The 15,801-nt window shown below is 43.9% G+C and carries 15 protein-coding genes; 13 read left to right on the top strand and 2 right to left on the bottom strand.

All coding sequences use genetic code 11. The features are described from left to right. Position 1 precedes the first annotated feature (1 nt). From BLU12_RS03540 to tpiA, 13 genes are all read left to right on the top strand, one after another. The gene (locus BLU12_RS03540) at positions 2–1,489 is read left to right on the top strand and encodes a B12-binding domain-containing radical SAM protein (RefSeq protein WP_091460643.1); all 1,488 of its coding nucleotides are present in this window, start codon (positions 2–4) and stop codon (positions 1,487–1,489) included. Between the two features lie 32 nt (positions 1,490–1,521). After that, positions 1,522–2,175, top strand: coding sequence for an SPOR domain-containing protein (locus BLU12_RS03535; protein ID WP_091460641.1), 654 nt, complete (start codon positions 1,522–1,524; stop codon positions 2,173–2,175). Between the two features lie 33 nt (positions 2,176–2,208). Further along, positions 2,209–3,453, top strand: a complete 1,245-nt coding sequence (locus tag BLU12_RS03530; RefSeq protein WP_091460640.1) for a molybdopterin molybdotransferase MoeA — start codon at positions 2,209–2,211, stop codon at positions 3,451–3,453. Further along, the gene (locus BLU12_RS03525; RefSeq protein ID WP_091460638.1) at positions 3,447–5,351 is read left to right on the top strand and encodes a molybdopterin biosynthesis protein; all 1,905 of its coding nucleotides are present in this window, start codon (positions 3,447–3,449) and stop codon (positions 5,349–5,351) included. Before BLU12_RS03530 ends, BLU12_RS03525 begins: the two co-directional genes overlap by 7 nt. Next, positions 5,342–6,316, top strand: a complete 975-nt coding sequence (gene moaA / locus BLU12_RS03520) for a GTP 3',8-cyclase MoaA (protein ID WP_091460637.1) — start codon at positions 5,342–5,344, stop codon at positions 6,314–6,316. Before BLU12_RS03525 ends, moaA begins: the two co-directional genes overlap by 10 nt. A gap of 3 nt (positions 6,317–6,319) precedes the next feature. Next, on the top strand, positions 6,320–6,820 hold the full coding sequence (gene moaC, locus BLU12_RS03515; protein ID WP_091460635.1) for a cyclic pyranopterin monophosphate synthase MoaC: 501 nt from the start codon (positions 6,320–6,322) through the stop codon (positions 6,818–6,820). Then, positions 6,813–7,607 carry a MogA/MoaB family molybdenum cofactor biosynthesis protein gene (locus BLU12_RS03510; protein ID WP_091460781.1) on the top strand — a complete coding sequence of 265 codons (795 nt, stop codon included), beginning with the start codon at positions 6,813–6,815 and terminating at the stop codon, positions 7,605–7,607. Before moaC ends, BLU12_RS03510 begins: the two co-directional genes overlap by 8 nt. Next, a complete protein-coding gene (gene rapZ / locus BLU12_RS03505; protein ID WP_091460633.1) occupies positions 7,594–8,565 on the top strand; it encodes an RNase adapter RapZ in 972 nt (323 codons plus the stop codon). The genes BLU12_RS03510 and rapZ overlap by 14 nt, the downstream gene beginning before the upstream one ends. Next, positions 8,549–9,724, top strand: coding sequence for a gluconeogenesis factor YvcK family protein (locus tag BLU12_RS03500; protein ID WP_091460632.1), 1,176 nt, complete (start codon positions 8,549–8,551; stop codon positions 9,722–9,724). Before rapZ ends, BLU12_RS03500 begins: the two co-directional genes overlap by 17 nt. Then, positions 9,685–10,587 carry a DNA-binding protein WhiA gene (whiA, locus tag BLU12_RS03495; protein WP_091460630.1) on the top strand — a complete coding sequence of 301 codons (903 nt, stop codon included), beginning with the start codon at positions 9,685–9,687 and terminating at the stop codon, positions 10,585–10,587. The genes BLU12_RS03500 and whiA overlap by 40 nt, the downstream gene beginning before the upstream one ends. A 113-nt stretch (positions 10,588–10,700) precedes the next feature. Next, a complete protein-coding gene (gene gap, locus BLU12_RS03490) occupies positions 10,701–11,714 on the top strand; it encodes a type I glyceraldehyde-3-phosphate dehydrogenase (RefSeq protein WP_091460629.1) in 1,014 nt (337 codons plus the stop codon). 18 nt (positions 11,715–11,732) lie between these two features. Beyond that, positions 11,733–12,926 (top strand): phosphoglycerate kinase, encoded by a 1,194-nt coding sequence (locus tag BLU12_RS10065; RefSeq protein ID WP_091460627.1) that lies wholly within the window; start codon positions 11,733–11,735, stop codon positions 12,924–12,926. 78 nt (positions 12,927–13,004) lie between these two features. Beyond that, on the top strand, positions 13,005–13,805 hold the full coding sequence (tpiA, locus tag BLU12_RS10060; protein ID WP_091460626.1) for a triose-phosphate isomerase: 801 nt from the start codon (positions 13,005–13,007) through the stop codon (positions 13,803–13,805). A gap of 248 nt (positions 13,806–14,053) precedes the next feature. Here tpiA and rsfS read toward each other — a convergent pair whose 3' ends face one another. Beyond that, the gene (rsfS, locus tag BLU12_RS03475; RefSeq protein WP_091460624.1) at positions 14,054–14,446 is read right to left on the bottom strand and encodes a ribosome silencing factor; all 393 of its coding nucleotides are present in this window, start codon (positions 14,444–14,446) and stop codon (positions 14,054–14,056) included. Positions 14,447–14,523: 77 nt separating this feature from the next. Further along, the gene (locus BLU12_RS03470) at positions 14,524–15,798 is read right to left on the bottom strand and encodes an LCP family protein (RefSeq protein ID WP_234945420.1); all 1,275 of its coding nucleotides are present in this window, start codon (positions 15,796–15,798) and stop codon (positions 14,524–14,526) included. Positions 15,799–15,801 lie beyond the last annotated feature (3 nt).

The raw sequence follows: 15,801 nt of genomic DNA, 5'->3' as shown, positions 1-15,801 counted from the left end.
AGTGTCAAACGTAAATCTTGACGAAACGGTCCTTTTGGATATGCCCAGAGGAGGAGCACCCCTGTGGGCATATATGTATCCCAATACCTATAAAGTGGGCATGGCGAATTTGGGGTATCACTATATTTACGCAACATTACAGAAAAGAGGCGTCGGAGTAGAACGTTTCTTTCTTGACATGATGGAAAGATCTGTCGAGGGGCAGCGAAAGTTATCGGAGTTTCCTGTAATAACGGCGTCGGTTTCCTTTGAAACTGATTATATCAATGTTTTGAAAATGTTGCGTTATAATAAAATACCGTTGTATTGGCGCGATAGGGCTTCTATTAATGGCCCTATTGTAGGAATCGGGGGAGCTGTGACATATATAAACCCGCTGCTTTTTTCGGCAGTAGCTGATTTCGTTTGCTTGGGCGACGGAGAAGTGGTTATAGATCATCTAGTCGCATTTATACGATCCTATATGCACCATGGCAACAAGAAGAAACTATGGGATGACCTTTCGACATCCTCATCCATATATGTTCCGCCAATCCATAACCGTGCAATTATATCAAAAAACGATAATTTAAACCGAAAAAGAGGAAGAGTAGAAGACCTTTCACAATCCATGGGACATAGCCTTTGGTTGACATCCAAGGCTGCCTTTGGAAGGACTTTACTTTTAGAATTGCAGCGCGGGTGTTTTAGAAATTGTCCGTATTGCGTTGTACCTAATAATTTTGGAAAAGCTAGGTATAGATCGGCAGAAGACATAGCATCGTATATCTATAGATTTAAAGATTACGATGATTTTAACGTTGGACTGGTTACTCCCGAGGCTGGCGATCATCCCGAATTAGATTTCATTCTAGATGTTATTACAAAGGTCAAAAAGAAAGTCAGTTTTGCTTCTCTAAGGATAGATGCTTTGAGCGAAAAAGTTGTTGAGGCAATGGCAATGGGAGGAAAGAGAAGAATAACCATTGCGCCTGAGGCCGGGAGCGATGATCTGAGAAATTCGTTAAAAAAACGCTTTACCAATAAGGTTATAATTGAAAAGCTCGCAATGGCTAAAGAATATGGTATTAGTTCGATTAAAATGTATTTTATGTTGGGACTTCCCGATGAAAAGGATGACGACGTCAGAGCCATTGCGGAATTGACGAAAGAAATTTGGGAGCAGTTGAAATTAAAATCCACCATATCGATAAGTCCCTTTGTTCCAAAACCAGGCACTCCCTTTTCCGACCAGCCCTTTGTAGGAATAAAAGAAGGTCAGAGAAGGTTAAAAATATTGAAAGAAAATTTAAAAGGCTATGGTAAAGTAATAACGTTAAAATCTGTTGATTTTAAGGGTTCCTTTAAGGAATATGTGTTATCATGGTATGGTTTAACAGAGGCCGAAATGTCGATCGATGTTTTTCAAAAAAATAAAGATAATAGTTTCCTTTATTTGCCGTTGTCAAGAGAAGATCAAAAAGAGCAATCGGCAATTCTTGGTTTTTAGGACGACAGTCCATGTAAAGGAGTGACAGTGAAATGATGAAAAGAGACAGGCAAAAGGAGAAAAAGCAGAGCACTTTTTCTTTTGGCCAAATAATGGTTCCTCTCATCGGGTTGGTGGCTATTGGGCTCTTATATCTCGGCATAAAGATGTTTTTCTTCGCTCCTGTAAAAACGTTGTCGGAACAAGCGACAGCTCCCAACGTCATAGCTCAACCTGCAACCCCTAAGTCCGAGGAGAAACCCCAAGTTTCTACTGCTTCTAAAGTAGCTAAGCCTTCTATGCCTATAGAAGATCCTTCTTTAAGACCTGAAAATAACGTTATTGCTACCCCTTCTTCCAAAGCGTCTACCGATAGCTCCACTGCCTCGGTACAAGAATCTCAAAAAACAGTTGCAAAACAGCAGCCATCTCAATCTCAAACATCTCAGCCATCGGATCGTCAAATTTCCGAGGGCGGTTGGGGAGTTCAGGTAGGTTCATTTTCCGAAAAATGGAGAGCGGAAGACGTCAAAAACAAACTTGAAACATCGGGATATCAAAATAAAGTGCGCATAACGGAAGCCGTTGTAAACGGTAAACGATACTATAGAGTACAAGTTTACGCAGGCAAAGATAATTCTGATGCAAAGGAACTGGAAAGGAACCTTAAAGCCATGAATCTGCCTACGTTAATAGTAAAATATTAGAATACAAACATTAGAATACAAAAGGAAGATATCATGTCGGGTTTTGTGGAAGAATTGCTGGAAAGATCCGAGGCGCTCAAGCTTGTATGCGATAGCTTAAGCTTTCCCTTCAAAGTGAAGACAAGGAGAGTGGACATCGAAAACGCCTGTGGATTGCGTTTGGGGGAAGACCTGAAAGCTCCAGAACCACATCCTCCTTTTCCCAGGAGCCTCCGCGACGGATATGCCGTTAGAAGTACCGATGTTATTGGTGCATCGCCCTCTTCGCCTGTTTTTTTGAGAAAGTGTGGCATTGTTCCTATGGGGGGAGTGGCTGAGGAGCCGTTGCCTCAAGAAGGTGCAATGCAAATTTTTACGGGTGGTATTTTGCCCTGCAATGGTGATGCTGTGGTGATGCTGGAGGACACCGAAGAAAGTGGCCCATGGATCGAGGTAAGAAAAAGCGTAACGCCTGGAGAAAACGTCATTTTCCAGGGAGAAGAGATAGCAACAAATGATGTTATAGCCGAAGTTGGAGACATTCTCGATTTTAAGAATATCCCGGCCGCCTGTGGTTTAGGTGTTAGACAGATCGATGTAATTGATCTTGAAATTGGGATCCTCAGTACAGGTGATGAAGTCGTTGATATATCTACAAAACCACTCCCCCCTGGATGTGTAAGAGATGTCAATGGTGTAATGCTTCATCTTTTGTTAAAGCATTACGGATTCCATTCTCGTTTTTTAGGGATAGTTCCCGACGATTTCCATCGTCTCAAGGAATCTGTTGAAAATTCTTTAGAGAATTTTGACGTTATTATCTTGAGCGGTGGGTCCTCCGTTTCGAGTAGAGATTTTTGCTATGACGTAATCCAAAACCTGGGAGACCCCGGTTTAATCGTGAGAGGCATCAACATGAAGCCTGGCAAGCCCACCCTTATTGGAGGCATTAATCAAGAAGGATCATCAAAATTAGTCCTCTCTCTGCCGGGACATCCCTTGTCCTGCTCAGTCGTCGCCAGGGTTGTATTGCTTCCATTGCTTGATATGATGATCGGGGGAGCGCGCCTTTATGAGAAAAACTTTAAAATAATCAAACTTATATGTCTCGATGATTTCATTAGTAGAAGTGGAGTGGAGGAGTATATTCCTGTTTCATTAAAATTCGATGGCGTTGTACCTGTGAATTCTAAATCGGGCTACATATCTGCCTTGAAAAGGACAGCAGGACTCGCTGTCTTGCCCGTCAGTAGAGAGACGGCTAGAAAGGGAGAGGAGATAGAAGTTATTCTATGGTGAGAGAACATATATCCTTAAAAGAAGCCTGGGAATTATTAAAAGCACATTGGGGTAATCGGGATCCTCTAGTCAAAAATGTCCCCTTGTCGGAATCTCTTGGGGGATTGCTCGCCGAGGATATAGCGTCTCCTGTCAATGTGCCCCACTATCCGGCATCAGCCGTAGATGGATATGCTGTCTCTTCGAACTCCACGGCCAGGGCTACTGCGGCCACGCCTGTAGTGTTAAATACCGAAAAATACCAATGGGTAAACACAGGCGCTTTCGTTCCGCCTCAATATGATTCGGTTGTGATGGTGGAGGATACATCTTTAAAAAATGATAACCTATATGTATATATATCTGTTCCGCCTGGCGCGAATCTCAGGCCCATTGGCGAGGATATAGTAAAAGGACAAATTGTGGCCCATTTTGGCGATGAAGTAGATCCTAATTTAATGGCCCTATTTTATGCCGTGGGATTACGAGAATTGCCCTTGCTTTCCAAGCCCAAGGCAATATTTATTCCAACGGGTGACGAGATCGTTCCAAGGAAACCCGAGGAAAGCCCCGCTGGCTTGCCCCCCGGTAAAGTCATGGAAAGCAACTCGATAATGCTCGAGGGAATGTTTGAACAATGGAAAATCCCCTTCGTCGTTGGCCCTCACGTAAAAGATGACCCGGAAAAATTGAAGGAAGTTTTGGCGGATGCCGTAGACAAATATGATTTGGTCCTTATTGGCGCCGGTTCAGCCAAAGGGAAGAGGGATTTCACAGCAAATGTAATAGAGCGGGAAGGGCAGCTTATCTTTCATTGGGTTTTAATGCGACCCGGAAGACCAGCATTGCTTGGTACAGTAAAAGACAAACCTGTGGTGGGAATGCCGGGATTTCCGATGTCAACAATGGTTGTTGCCTGGAGCGTCGTCTATCCTTTGTTGCAATTGTTAATGAAGGGAAATTTTGACGAGAATAAAATTCTGGATGAAGCTATTAGGGTAAGGGATAAGTTAAGTCTGCCTCTTCTTATATCTCATTCATCGCCACAGGGGATAAGCGAATGGCTGAGAGTGAAGGTTGTCAGGCTAAGGGACAAAAAGTACGCGTGGCCTATTTCCGGAGGATCAAGTTCCATGAGAGCGACAGCTGATTCGGATGGTTTTGCTTTAATACCTCCAAAGATCTATGAATGTCCTAAAGGCAAGGAAATAGAAGTCAGGTTAACAAAGGAGGTCCTGTGGGAAAAGCGCGTTTTATTTCAAGGCTCCGATGACCCGGCAGTGGCCCAGTTGGTCTCGTTTGTTAGAAAAAGAGGTGCTGATTTGGTAATTAGGTCTGTCGGAAGCTTGGGCGGATTGGCAGCATTAGCCAGAGGAGAAGCCCACCTTTCGGCAGCACACCTTCTGGATCCGAAAGATATGTCATACAACGATACCTATATAGCAAGTTTTAAGCCTATAAGCGATAAATGGAAGCGTTTTTTGCTTTTCTATCGTCAGCAGGGATTTATAGTAAAAAGGGGAAACCCGAAGAAGATAAGTTCCATCCAAGATTTGGCACGTGGCGATGTGCGCATCGTCAATAGACAGCCGGGTGCAGGTACCAGAGTGTTGCTCGATTCGCTCTTGAGGGAAGAGGGAATCGAGAGTGCTTCCGTCAAAGGCTACGAGGATCAAACGATGACCCATCTCGATGCTTCCTGTAGGGTAGCCTGGGGAATGGCCGATGTCGCGCTTGGCATAAAATTTGCTGCCGATGCTCTAGGTTTGGACTTTATTCCGATAACCGAAGAACCTTACGAGCTTGTAATTCCTGAAGAGGAATTGACGCATCCCGGCATTGAGGCGCTCATCGATTCCGTCAGCGATTCTAAATTTATAGAAAAGGTTAAGAGAATGGGGGGATACCGTTGGCCCTGAAGCTCATAGATAGGTTGGGAAGAAAACTGAACTACGTGCGCATATCTGTCACCGACAGATGCAACTATCGCTGTCGGTATTGTATGCCTGAAGAAGGGGTAGAGTGGATACCCCATGATAAAATAATGACGTATGAAGAGATACGATTGTTAATCAGACTTTTCATGGAGCTTGGAGTCAAAAAAGTCAGGCTAACGGGAGGCGAGCCTTTCGTAAGAAAGGATTTTGCGCAATTATTGCAAACCTTGCGCCAATCTTTTCCTGCGCTGGAGCTTGCAGTAACGACTAATGCTTCTTTGCTCTCAAAATATATAGATGAAATAAAAGATCTGGGAATAAGGCTTAACGTAAGTCTGGATACCCTCGATGCCGAAAAGTTCAGGTTCATAACAAGGATCGGGAATTTGAGCGAAGTAATTGAAGGGATAACGCTATGGAGCTGTTTGAAATTGCCTTTAAAGATCAATGTCGTTTTGATAAAAGGCTTCAACGAAGAGGAAGCAATGTCCTTGGCCGATTTTGCCAAAAAGATTGGAGCTACCTTGAGGTTTATAGAATTCATGCCCCTCGATGAAGGATTGTGGTCTAGAGATTCCTTTATTTCCGCTTCCACTATAGAAAATTTCCTTTTTTCATCCGGAGATTGGAAGATGGCGGAAGAAACTCCTTCGGCAACCGATGGTCCGGCAAAATATTACGTTAATTCGAAGACCGGGCAGAAAATAGGGATAATAGCCGCGGTAACCCATCATTTTTGCGATAGCTGCAACCGATTGCGCGTTACCGCGACAGGGGAGATGAAAAACTGTCTCTTCGCTGCCGGCGGATTCGATTTACTCTCACCATTAAGAAAGGGAGATTTAGAGGAAGTAAAACGCAGGATATTGACGGCTGCCTGGGAAAAACCCGCGAATTGGAAAAAGTTGGCCCCCGGAGACAGTCATATGTCCCAAATAGGAGGTTAAACGATGGGCTTTGGAACGCATCTGGACGATTCAGGCCATCCTGTAATGGTAGATGTTGGTTCGAAAGATCTTACTTCAAGAAGAGCTGTAGCCTGCGGTTGGATCATTTTGCCGGATAAAATATATAATATGGTTGATAAGGGCGATGTCCCAAAAGGCGATGTTTTAAAGGTCGCCGAACTTGCAGGCATAATGGCTGCCAAAAAGACTTGGGAGATAATTCCGCTGTGCCACAACATAAGGCTGGATCATGTGAAGGTTCGGTGCGAATTGGATGAATTACGCCATGGCATAAAGGTAACTTCTGAAGTATCTGCCAGAGAAGTTACAGGCGTAGAGATGGAGGCATTGACGGCAGTTTCCGTAGCCCTTCTGACCATATATGACATGTGCAAAGGAATAGACAAGGGAATGCATTTTGAGGCAATACGCTTGGTCGAAAAAAGCGGCGGCAAAAGCGGCAACTACCTTTGGGAGGATAGGGAAAGTGCACAAGATGATTAAGAAGAGACTGATAAGAATTTATGATGGCGAAAAGGACGTTACAATGGCATATCTTCATGTAGGTAATAAGGGAGAGACTATGGTCGATGGGATGGTAAAGAAGATTTTTATAACTGCTCCCATGCCTTTGCTTCCCTTAAACGAGTCGGCTCTGACGTTGGTACTATCTCATGGGGTCGAAGACAGCGAAAACCTCGTTTCCTTTGACAACGGAGAGGTTATCTTAAAGTTGCATAGTGACAATGAAGCAGAGATATTCAAGGGTGGATTTTTACGTCTATCTATGGAATATGACGAGTGGTTTCCCATCAACTTGGGGATTTTGACAGTCAGCGACAGAAGAAGCAAAGGAGAGCTGATAGATACATCAGCGCCCTCCCTTGAAGAGATTTCCCAATCCATAGGTGCAGTGAGAAAAAATTACGATATAGTACCTGACGAAATAGACGAAATACAGAGGGTTGTCCGGCATTGGTGTGATGATGTAGGGCTCGATTTAATTTTGATAACTGGGGGCACTGGTATCTCGCGAAGGGATGTCACTCCCGAGGCCATTTTAGAAATATCGGACAAGATTATCTATGGTATAGGCGAGTATATGCGTTGGTCGACATCTTTAAACAATCCCATGTCCATCTTGAGCAGGGGAATGGCTGTAACGAGGGGAAAGACCGTTATAGTTGCCCTTCCCGGGAGTGAAAAAGGGGCTACAGAATGCTTCTCCGCCGTATCTCCTACCTTAAGGCACGCTGTGGAGGTGCTAACAGACAGGCATGTCCGACATTGACGGGAACAATAATAAAAGGCAAATCGATCTACCGTGCAATAACCACGATGAGGAACATGGTAAGCAAGGCATCTCAAAGTGTATTATCATTACAGGAATGTCAGGCGGTGGTAAATCTACCGCTTTGAAGATATTGGAAGACATTGGTTTTTATGCCATAGATAATATTCCGCCGGCAATACTGCCACAATTGGTAGACATGCTTGAAACTCACGAGGCAGCCGTCAATAATGGTATAGTTGCAGTAATTGATGTCAGGGGCGGCATCCTTCTTAAAGGTTTTGAAGATGTTATAACGACGCTCAAAAGCAAAGTGTCCTTAGTTAAAGTGATATTTTTGGATGCCAACGACGAAATATTAATAAGGCGTTATGAAACGACGAGAAGAAGGCACCCTCTGGGCAAAGATCTGCCTTTGAGCGTAATGATCTCGAAAGAGAGGAACATGGTGGCTCCCGTAAGGGAGTTGGCCGATGTTGTCATAGACACGAGTAATTTAAATATTCAAGAGTTAAAGGATGCCTTGTTAAAATCATTGGGCATGATGGATGCGGAACCATCGGTCATCATAACTTCCTTTGGATATAAATATGGCATCCCTTCGGACTGTGATTACGTTTTTGACGTAAGATTCTTGGAAAATCCATTTTATTGCCCATCCCTTCGTAATCTTACCGGGGTTGACGTCGAGGTTCAGGAATATCTGTTAAATTTCAGCGAAACTGAGAAATTTTACAACGAATCTTTGCGTTTGATAAAGTTGATTCTTCCTTTATATCGAAAAACAGGGAAACCGCAGGTGCACATTGCTGTAGGATGTACAGGGGGAAGGCATCGTTCCGTTGCCTATTCCGAATGGCTTGCCAAAGAGCTGTCGGCCGATGGAGAAAATTGTATTATCAGGCATCGGGATATAGAAAAGGATAAGGAGAAAGTGAGCGATGTCGTCGCTGGTTAGTTTTTTTGCCGGTGCATTTTTGGGTGGAGCCGTGGCTTATATATTTTCTAAGAAAGCAGCTGATCCCACTAACGACGGTATGGCAAAAGACAGGGAAAAAAATAAAGAAAAATATAGGGATGTCTATCTTCGCGCGTCGCGTCAGAGGCTTTCTATGGGGCCCTACGTGGTCGCTATTGGCGGAGGAACAGGGCTGGCTGCTTTGTTGAGGGGTTTGAAATGTTTTACCAGAAATATAACGGCTGTCGTAACGGTGACCGATGAGGGTGGCAGCTCTGGGCGCTTGCGCCAGGAGTGGGGGGTATTGCCGCCGGGTGATATCAGAAATTGCCTTTTAGCTCTTGCTGAAGATGATAGTTCTTTAAACAGGCTTCTTAACTTTCGATTTGATCGCGGAGAATTAACCGGCCACAGTTTGGGCAACCTGCTTCTCCTTGCAGCGACGGAAATAGCTGGTGACTTCAGAAAGGGAATTGAGGAATTGAATAATATGCTGGCTATAAGGGGGCAAGTTCTCCCGGTTACCACTGAAAGCGTTACTTTAGTGGGAAAAACTAAAAACGGCGAGAGAATTGAGGGTGAGTTGAATATCACAAATTACGGCAAATACCTGGACGATATCTGGCTTGAGCCTAAAAACGTTAAGCCACTGCCCGAGACATTGAAGGCAATTGAAAATGCCGATCTTATAATTCTTGGGCCAGGCAGTCTTTTTACCAGTGTCATACCCAACCTCCTTGTGGAAAAAGTCGCCGATTCCGTTAAAACTTCTTCCACGCCGGTTGTTTATGTTTGCAACCTCATGACTCAACCCTGCGAAACCGATGGGTTTACCGTATGGGACCATGTGAGATGGATAAGTAAAGTTTTAAAAGGCTTTCCTGACTTTGTAGTAGCCAATTCGAAGGCTTTACCTCATGAAATTGTATCAAAATATGTTGCCCAAGGTTCGATGCCGTTGTTGTTAACACCCGAGGAAAGGGAGAAGTTCAAGAAAATAGGTATATACTTAATTGAGGATGAGCTATGTAAGATTGAAGAAGGGGCAGTCCGGCATGATTCAATTAAATTAGCCGAATGTCTGATGAAGATAGCAAGAAGTGCGAGGGAAAGGGAAATATGGAAAGAATCGATTCAATTTTCTGGGATGAGTGGATAAATAGCGTAGCTTTCGATAAAAGCAGGACCGATACCGAATGTTCAGGAATCATAGAGGGAATTTTTGTCAAGCAAAAGATGAACTATGCAATATGTGCATCGTTGCGATTGTATGTCTTTAGGAGACTTTATTCGCTCTGGAAGTATACGCGATGGTCGGATGTTAATATTTCGTCTTATATGAGAGTTCCCGAAAACAAAAAAGGTCGGGTAAAGTTGATTTTACCCTTTGATATTTACGAAGATATCTCCAGATCAAAGGCCTCTTGGGCATGGTTGCGGGGATTGTTTGGCAGCTGCGGTTCAATATTCTGGCCTAAAAACGGCTATCACCTAGTCTTTCGGATTAAAAACGATAAGTTATGCGATAAGCTATTAGCTTTCATAAATGCCAAGGGAATAAAGAATACTTTCAGAAATCGTGCTGGCAGTTACGAGGTGCAGGTTCGTAGCCACGAATCCATCACGAGGCTTCTTGCGGGCATGGAGCTTATGAAGACCTCTCTTATGGTCGAGGAAAAATTTATAATCCGATCCGTTAAAAGTAGAGCGAATAAACAGGTTAATTGTGACACGTCCAATATCAGAAAAAGCCTTCAGGCGGCCGAAAAACAGCTGTATATTAGTAAATTGCTCGTTAAGTCCGGCATTATAAACGATCTTCCAGCATATATGCAGGATCTCGTACTTGTACGACTAAACTACCCCAGTGCTACTCTTCGGGAAGTCGGGCAATTGTTACTTAAGCCCGTAAGTAAAAGCACTGTAGAATACAGATGGAACAAACTTGAAAACATCATAAAAGAAATGACCGATATAGACCTGGATGGCGGTTTCGAAGAAGTCGAATTTTCCGGCTCATGATTCGATTTGTAATAACCCATCACGGCTGCTAAAATATGATATAAGTTGCACCTAATTTCGAACAACCAGGTTGCAAGTTGATCTTCTAAAGCTTACGGGAGGTGGAGTGTATTATGACAAAAAAAATAGCTATAAACGGTTTTGGGCGTATTGGACGTTTGTTTTTGAGGGCCTTGATGCAATACGATGCCCAAAAAGAATGCGAGGTAGTTGCCGTCAATGATTTGGCATCGCCGGAGATATTGGGTTATCTCTTCAAATATGATTCCGTCCATCGTCGTTATCCTGGCGAAGTAAAAGTGGACGGTGATTATATAATTATCGATGGGCATAAGATAAAGGTATGCGCCGAGCCGGACCCTTCCAAACTTCCGTGGAAGGACCTCGGAGTAGATGTCGTTGTGGAATCTACGGGTCGATTCACCGATGGAGAAAAGGCAAAAGCTCATTTGGCGGCAGGAGCTAAAAAGGTAATAATTTCAGCACCTGCCAGCAATGAAGACATCACAATCGCAATGGGAGTAAATGAGGATGAATATGATCCTACCAAACATGTAATCATCTCCAATGCGTCTTGTACCACAAATTGCCTTGCTCCTTTAGTTAAGGTGTTGCACAAGGAATTCGGTATTTTGCGTGGGCTCATGACTACGGCGCATTCTTATACGAACGACCAGGTGACTTTGGATTTCCCCCACAAAAAAGACCCCGCTCGCGGCAGAGCTGCGGGCCTTTCTATAATTCCTACATCTACGGGTGCAGCAAAGGCTATAGGTAAGGTAATTCCGGAATTGAAGGGATTGCTTAACGGAATAGCGCTCCGCGTTCCTACGCCTGATGTGTCCATCGTGGATCTGGTTGCAGAATTAAAGAAACCGGCAACAGCTGAAGAGATCAATGCAGCAATGAAAAAATACGCTGAAGGAGAATTGAAAGGCATTCTCGCCTACGAACCCGGTCCTTTGGTGTCCGCTGACTTCATAGGAGATCCCCATTCTGCTATATTTATGCCAAATCAAACGATGGCAATAGACAGCACGGTTAAGGTCTTTGCATGGTACGACAACGAATGGGGCTATTCCTGCAGGCTAGTCGATTTGGCAAACTACGTTGCAAAATCGCTCTAGTCAGGCAGGTGGTTGCATATGAAATTGAGAATCCCAGACCCCAAAGACGTATCATGTAAAAAAGTTCTAGTCAGGGTCGATTTTAATGTGCCTATGAAGGACGGTGTCGTTACCGACGACACGCGCATTAAAGCACACCTTGATACTTTAACGTTTTTGAGAAATAGCGGAGCCCATCTCGCCTTGGTATCCCATTTAGGTCGCCCTAAAGAGGGACGGGATCCGCAGTTTTCGCTTAAGCCCGTAGCAGAGCATTTAAAGGCATTGACCGGATGGAAGGTTACTTTTATTCCACATTGCATTGGCGAAGAAGTGACGCGCGCAGTTGCCTCTCAGCAACAAGAAGAAGTGCTCGTCTTGGAAAATGTACGTTTCTATAAGGGGGAGACCAAAAATGACCCCGACTTTGCGAAAGAGCTTGCAAAGCCCTTTGAGGTTTTCGTAATGGATGCCTTTAGCGCTGCCCATAGAGCACATGCTTCTACACGTGGGGTGGTCGATTATCTGACGTCCTTTGCAGGTTTTCTCATAAAAAGAGAAATCGATTCTCTCAGCCTTGTAAGGGACAATCCGGCTCATCCCTATGTACTTATCTTAGGAGGAGCCAAGGTGTCGGATAAAATAGGAGTTATCGAGAACCTCATTTCCAAGGTCGATCACATCATCATAGGCGGAGGCATGGCATATACCTTCCTAAAGGCTAGGGGATACGGAATAGGAAAATCTTTGTGTGAAGAGGAAAAACTGGAATATGCTAAGGAAATGCTTGAGCTTTCCCGTTCCAGGGGTGTTGAGATTCATCTTCCCCTTGATTCCGTCGTAGCACCAGACGTAAAAGCCGATGTGCCTACATCTGTAGTAGATCTTGAGACGCCAATACCGGAGGACATGATGGCCCTTGATATTGGACCAAAGTCAATTGAAAATTTTAGCAAGATAATAGACAAAGCAAAAACAGTTTTTTGGAACGGTCCTATGGGAGTATTTGAACTAGAGCCCTTCAGAGCCGGTACCGAAAAGGTGGCATCTGCTGTAGCGCAAGTCACTAAAAATGGCGGACACACAGTTGTCGGTGGGGGAGACACCGCTGCGGCCGTGAATATGTTAGGATTTTCCGATCAAATGTCTCACGTTTCCACGGGAGGCGGAGCCAGCCTTGAGTTTATGGAGGGTAAGATGCTTCCCGGTATCGAGCCCCTGTTGGGTGAATAAAAATTAGAAGATTAGGGAAGATCACGCAAGCGGAGCGCCAAAAGTGCTCCGCTTGACTTTAATTAAGGAGGATCTACCATGAGAAGAGTTCCTTTTCTTGCAGGCAATTGGAAGATGCACAAAGGACCCAAGGAGACGAAGGAATTTATCGTCGAGCTTTTTGCAGCTATAGCAAAAGATACGTCTCTTAAAGGGTTTTTAAAAGAAAACAAAGTAGAACTCGGCATATTCCCGCCCTTCGTCAGTTTAGAGACCGCTGGCAGAGAAGTTGCTTCGGCGGATATCTCCCTTTCCTTGGGTGCTCAAAACATGCATTGGGAGGATAGCGGAGCCTTTACAGGCGAAATAGCCGGGAAAATGTTAATGGAAGTAGGGTGTAAATACGTGATCCTTGGACATAGTGAAAGGCGTCACATATTTGGCGAATCGGACGAGACGATCGGGAAGAAGATGAACAAAGCTTTAGAGATAGGACTAAAGCCCGTGCTGTGCGTTGGGGAGACGCTCGAGGAAAGGGATGAGGGAATTACCGAAACCGTAGTTAAAAGACAGCTGGAGGAGGCTTTGAGAAGCCTCAGAGAGCACGAAAATATCAAAGACAATATAGTTATAGCCTATGAGCCTGTTTGGGCCATTGGAACGGGCCGTAAGGCCAGCGATGAGGATGCTCAAAGCGTATGTGCATATATAAGAAAATTTATCGAAGAAAGGTTTGGTTCCACAGCTGCCGAGGGCATACGAATCCTATATGGCGGAAGCGTAAAACCCGATAATGCAAAGGGTTTGATGGAACAGAAAGATATTGATGGCGCTTTGATTGGCGGCGCGTCTTTAGACGTTGGAAGCTTTTTGGAAATTTCAAGAAACACGATAATATGAGCGGTCATTGTGATAGATGTGATAGAGCAGCTTTAGTTTTAATCAAGCCCTTTGATAAAAGCTTTAAATTTCGATCCAATGTAACATAAGATACATTATAGGACACTATGAAAAACACATAAGACCAGATGCTCTTTTTCTGATCCTAGTCTTATGTGTTACTTGTCTATTCTATAGTCAATAGTCAGTCTATAGTAGAAGTTAATGTTTGCTAGTATTATTACTACTTGGATATTTAATATTGCTTTCTATGCGTTAAGTACCGCTACAAGTTCTCCGTCTTCGTCATAATGTAGTATAGGTACATCTCCCCAGATTCGCTCCAAGTCGTAAAATTTTCGTCCTTCCTGACTGAAGATGTGAATGATTACGTCGCCGCAATCTATCAAACGCCACAAGTTACTGTCTCTGCCTTCGACTGTATAGGTAATTTGGCGTTCATCCAGCGCGTCCGTTATGACGTCTAAAAGGGCTTTCATATGGCTCTCTGAATTGCTGTTTGAGATGAAAAAGATATCGGCGAACCCGGAAACCTCGCTGATATCTATAGAAATAATATCTTGGGCTTTCTTGGAGGCTAAAACCTTTGCAATCCATTCATATTTTTCCATTGCACCTTCGCTCGCCTTGCTGATGTCCAATCACCCCTCCTTAAATTTGTCTCCCTTCTTTAATTTTCATTATACCTCATCTTTATCCAGCTTACTACCTACAGCCTTTACCTCAAACCGTTCTCCAGCCTTGCGAGGATGGACTTATAATCATGTCCTATAATGATTGTAAGGTTGGTTGTGCTATCGCTTGGCTTTACCAGAGAGTCGGAAATGCCAAGCAACTGACCGAGCATCTTCGATTCCCTCTCGAGATTTCTTGGATACAATATAGATGTATAGTGATAGTCGAAGTGCCGGGCATTACTTTTATACGCTATATCGATACCATACCGTTGTAATACGTCTGCAAATTGATTTGCTAGTCCTGCGGTCCCATCACCATTTAATACAGCTACCCTACAAGTGATATTTCGAGCTATCGTATTTCTATCGATTTGCTCTTTACCCTCTTCTATTAATTTCTCGGGTGATGTGGCCGTACCTTTCATTGCATTGCCATCTTCTTGTTCTTCTTCGCTTATTGGAGCTGAGAGCATTGCTAAAGCCCTGTTTACATCGCCCAGCCAGTAGCTGACGCCAGATAAAACAGCGGGCTTGCCTGGCAGCGTAAAAAATCTTATATTCTGTGGTTGTATATCTCTAAAGTACATTGCCAATTTAAGTGCCTCTTCGGCCGGCAAATCAGTCTGAAGTGCCTGTAATATTGCCTTCAACAACGTTGGCATTTTCGTGCTAAGGGCTTGATTGGCGATCTTTTGAAGCAGCGCCTTCATGAATTGTTGTTGTCTTTTAATCCTCCCTATATCGCCTAATGCGTCATGTCTAAATCTAACGAACTTTAATGCAGTTTCTCCGTCCATGTGTTGTAAACCCTGAGGGATATCTATGTAGAGACCACCAGCTTTATCGACATATTTAAGCCTTTTTTCGACGTATATATCGACTCCTCCCAGCAGGTCTACTATCTTCGGAAAGGAGTTGTAGTCCAATTCGATATAATAATGGATTGGCATTCCTAGATAGTTTATGAGCGTTCTGTTCAGTAGTTCTATCCCCCCATAGGGATAGGCATGATTGATCTTATCCCAACCGCGACCAGGAATTTGGACCCTGGTGTCTCTGGGGATGGATAAAACTTGAACTGTCTTATTGTCAAGATCCAGCGTAGTGAAGAGGATTGTATCGGCACGATGGGAATCTTCTGTGTTGTCTTTGCCTACTATGCAAATATTTATCTTCCCCGTTTTTTCGTCGTGTTGAACGCTCTCTTTTATCGACTCTACTTTAGGCGAAAAATAGCCGTACAGACGAACGTAAGCTCCTCCTACGGTTGCAACGACCATAGCCATTATCAAAAGTGCGAGCTTCAATTTCGTCAAATG

The organism is Acetomicrobium thermoterrenum DSM 13490, assembly GCF_900107215.1.
GTDB lineage: Bacteria > Synergistota > Synergistia > Synergistales > Acetomicrobiaceae > Acetomicrobium > Acetomicrobium thermoterrenum.
This window is presented reverse-complemented; position numbering and strand designations above follow the sequence as displayed.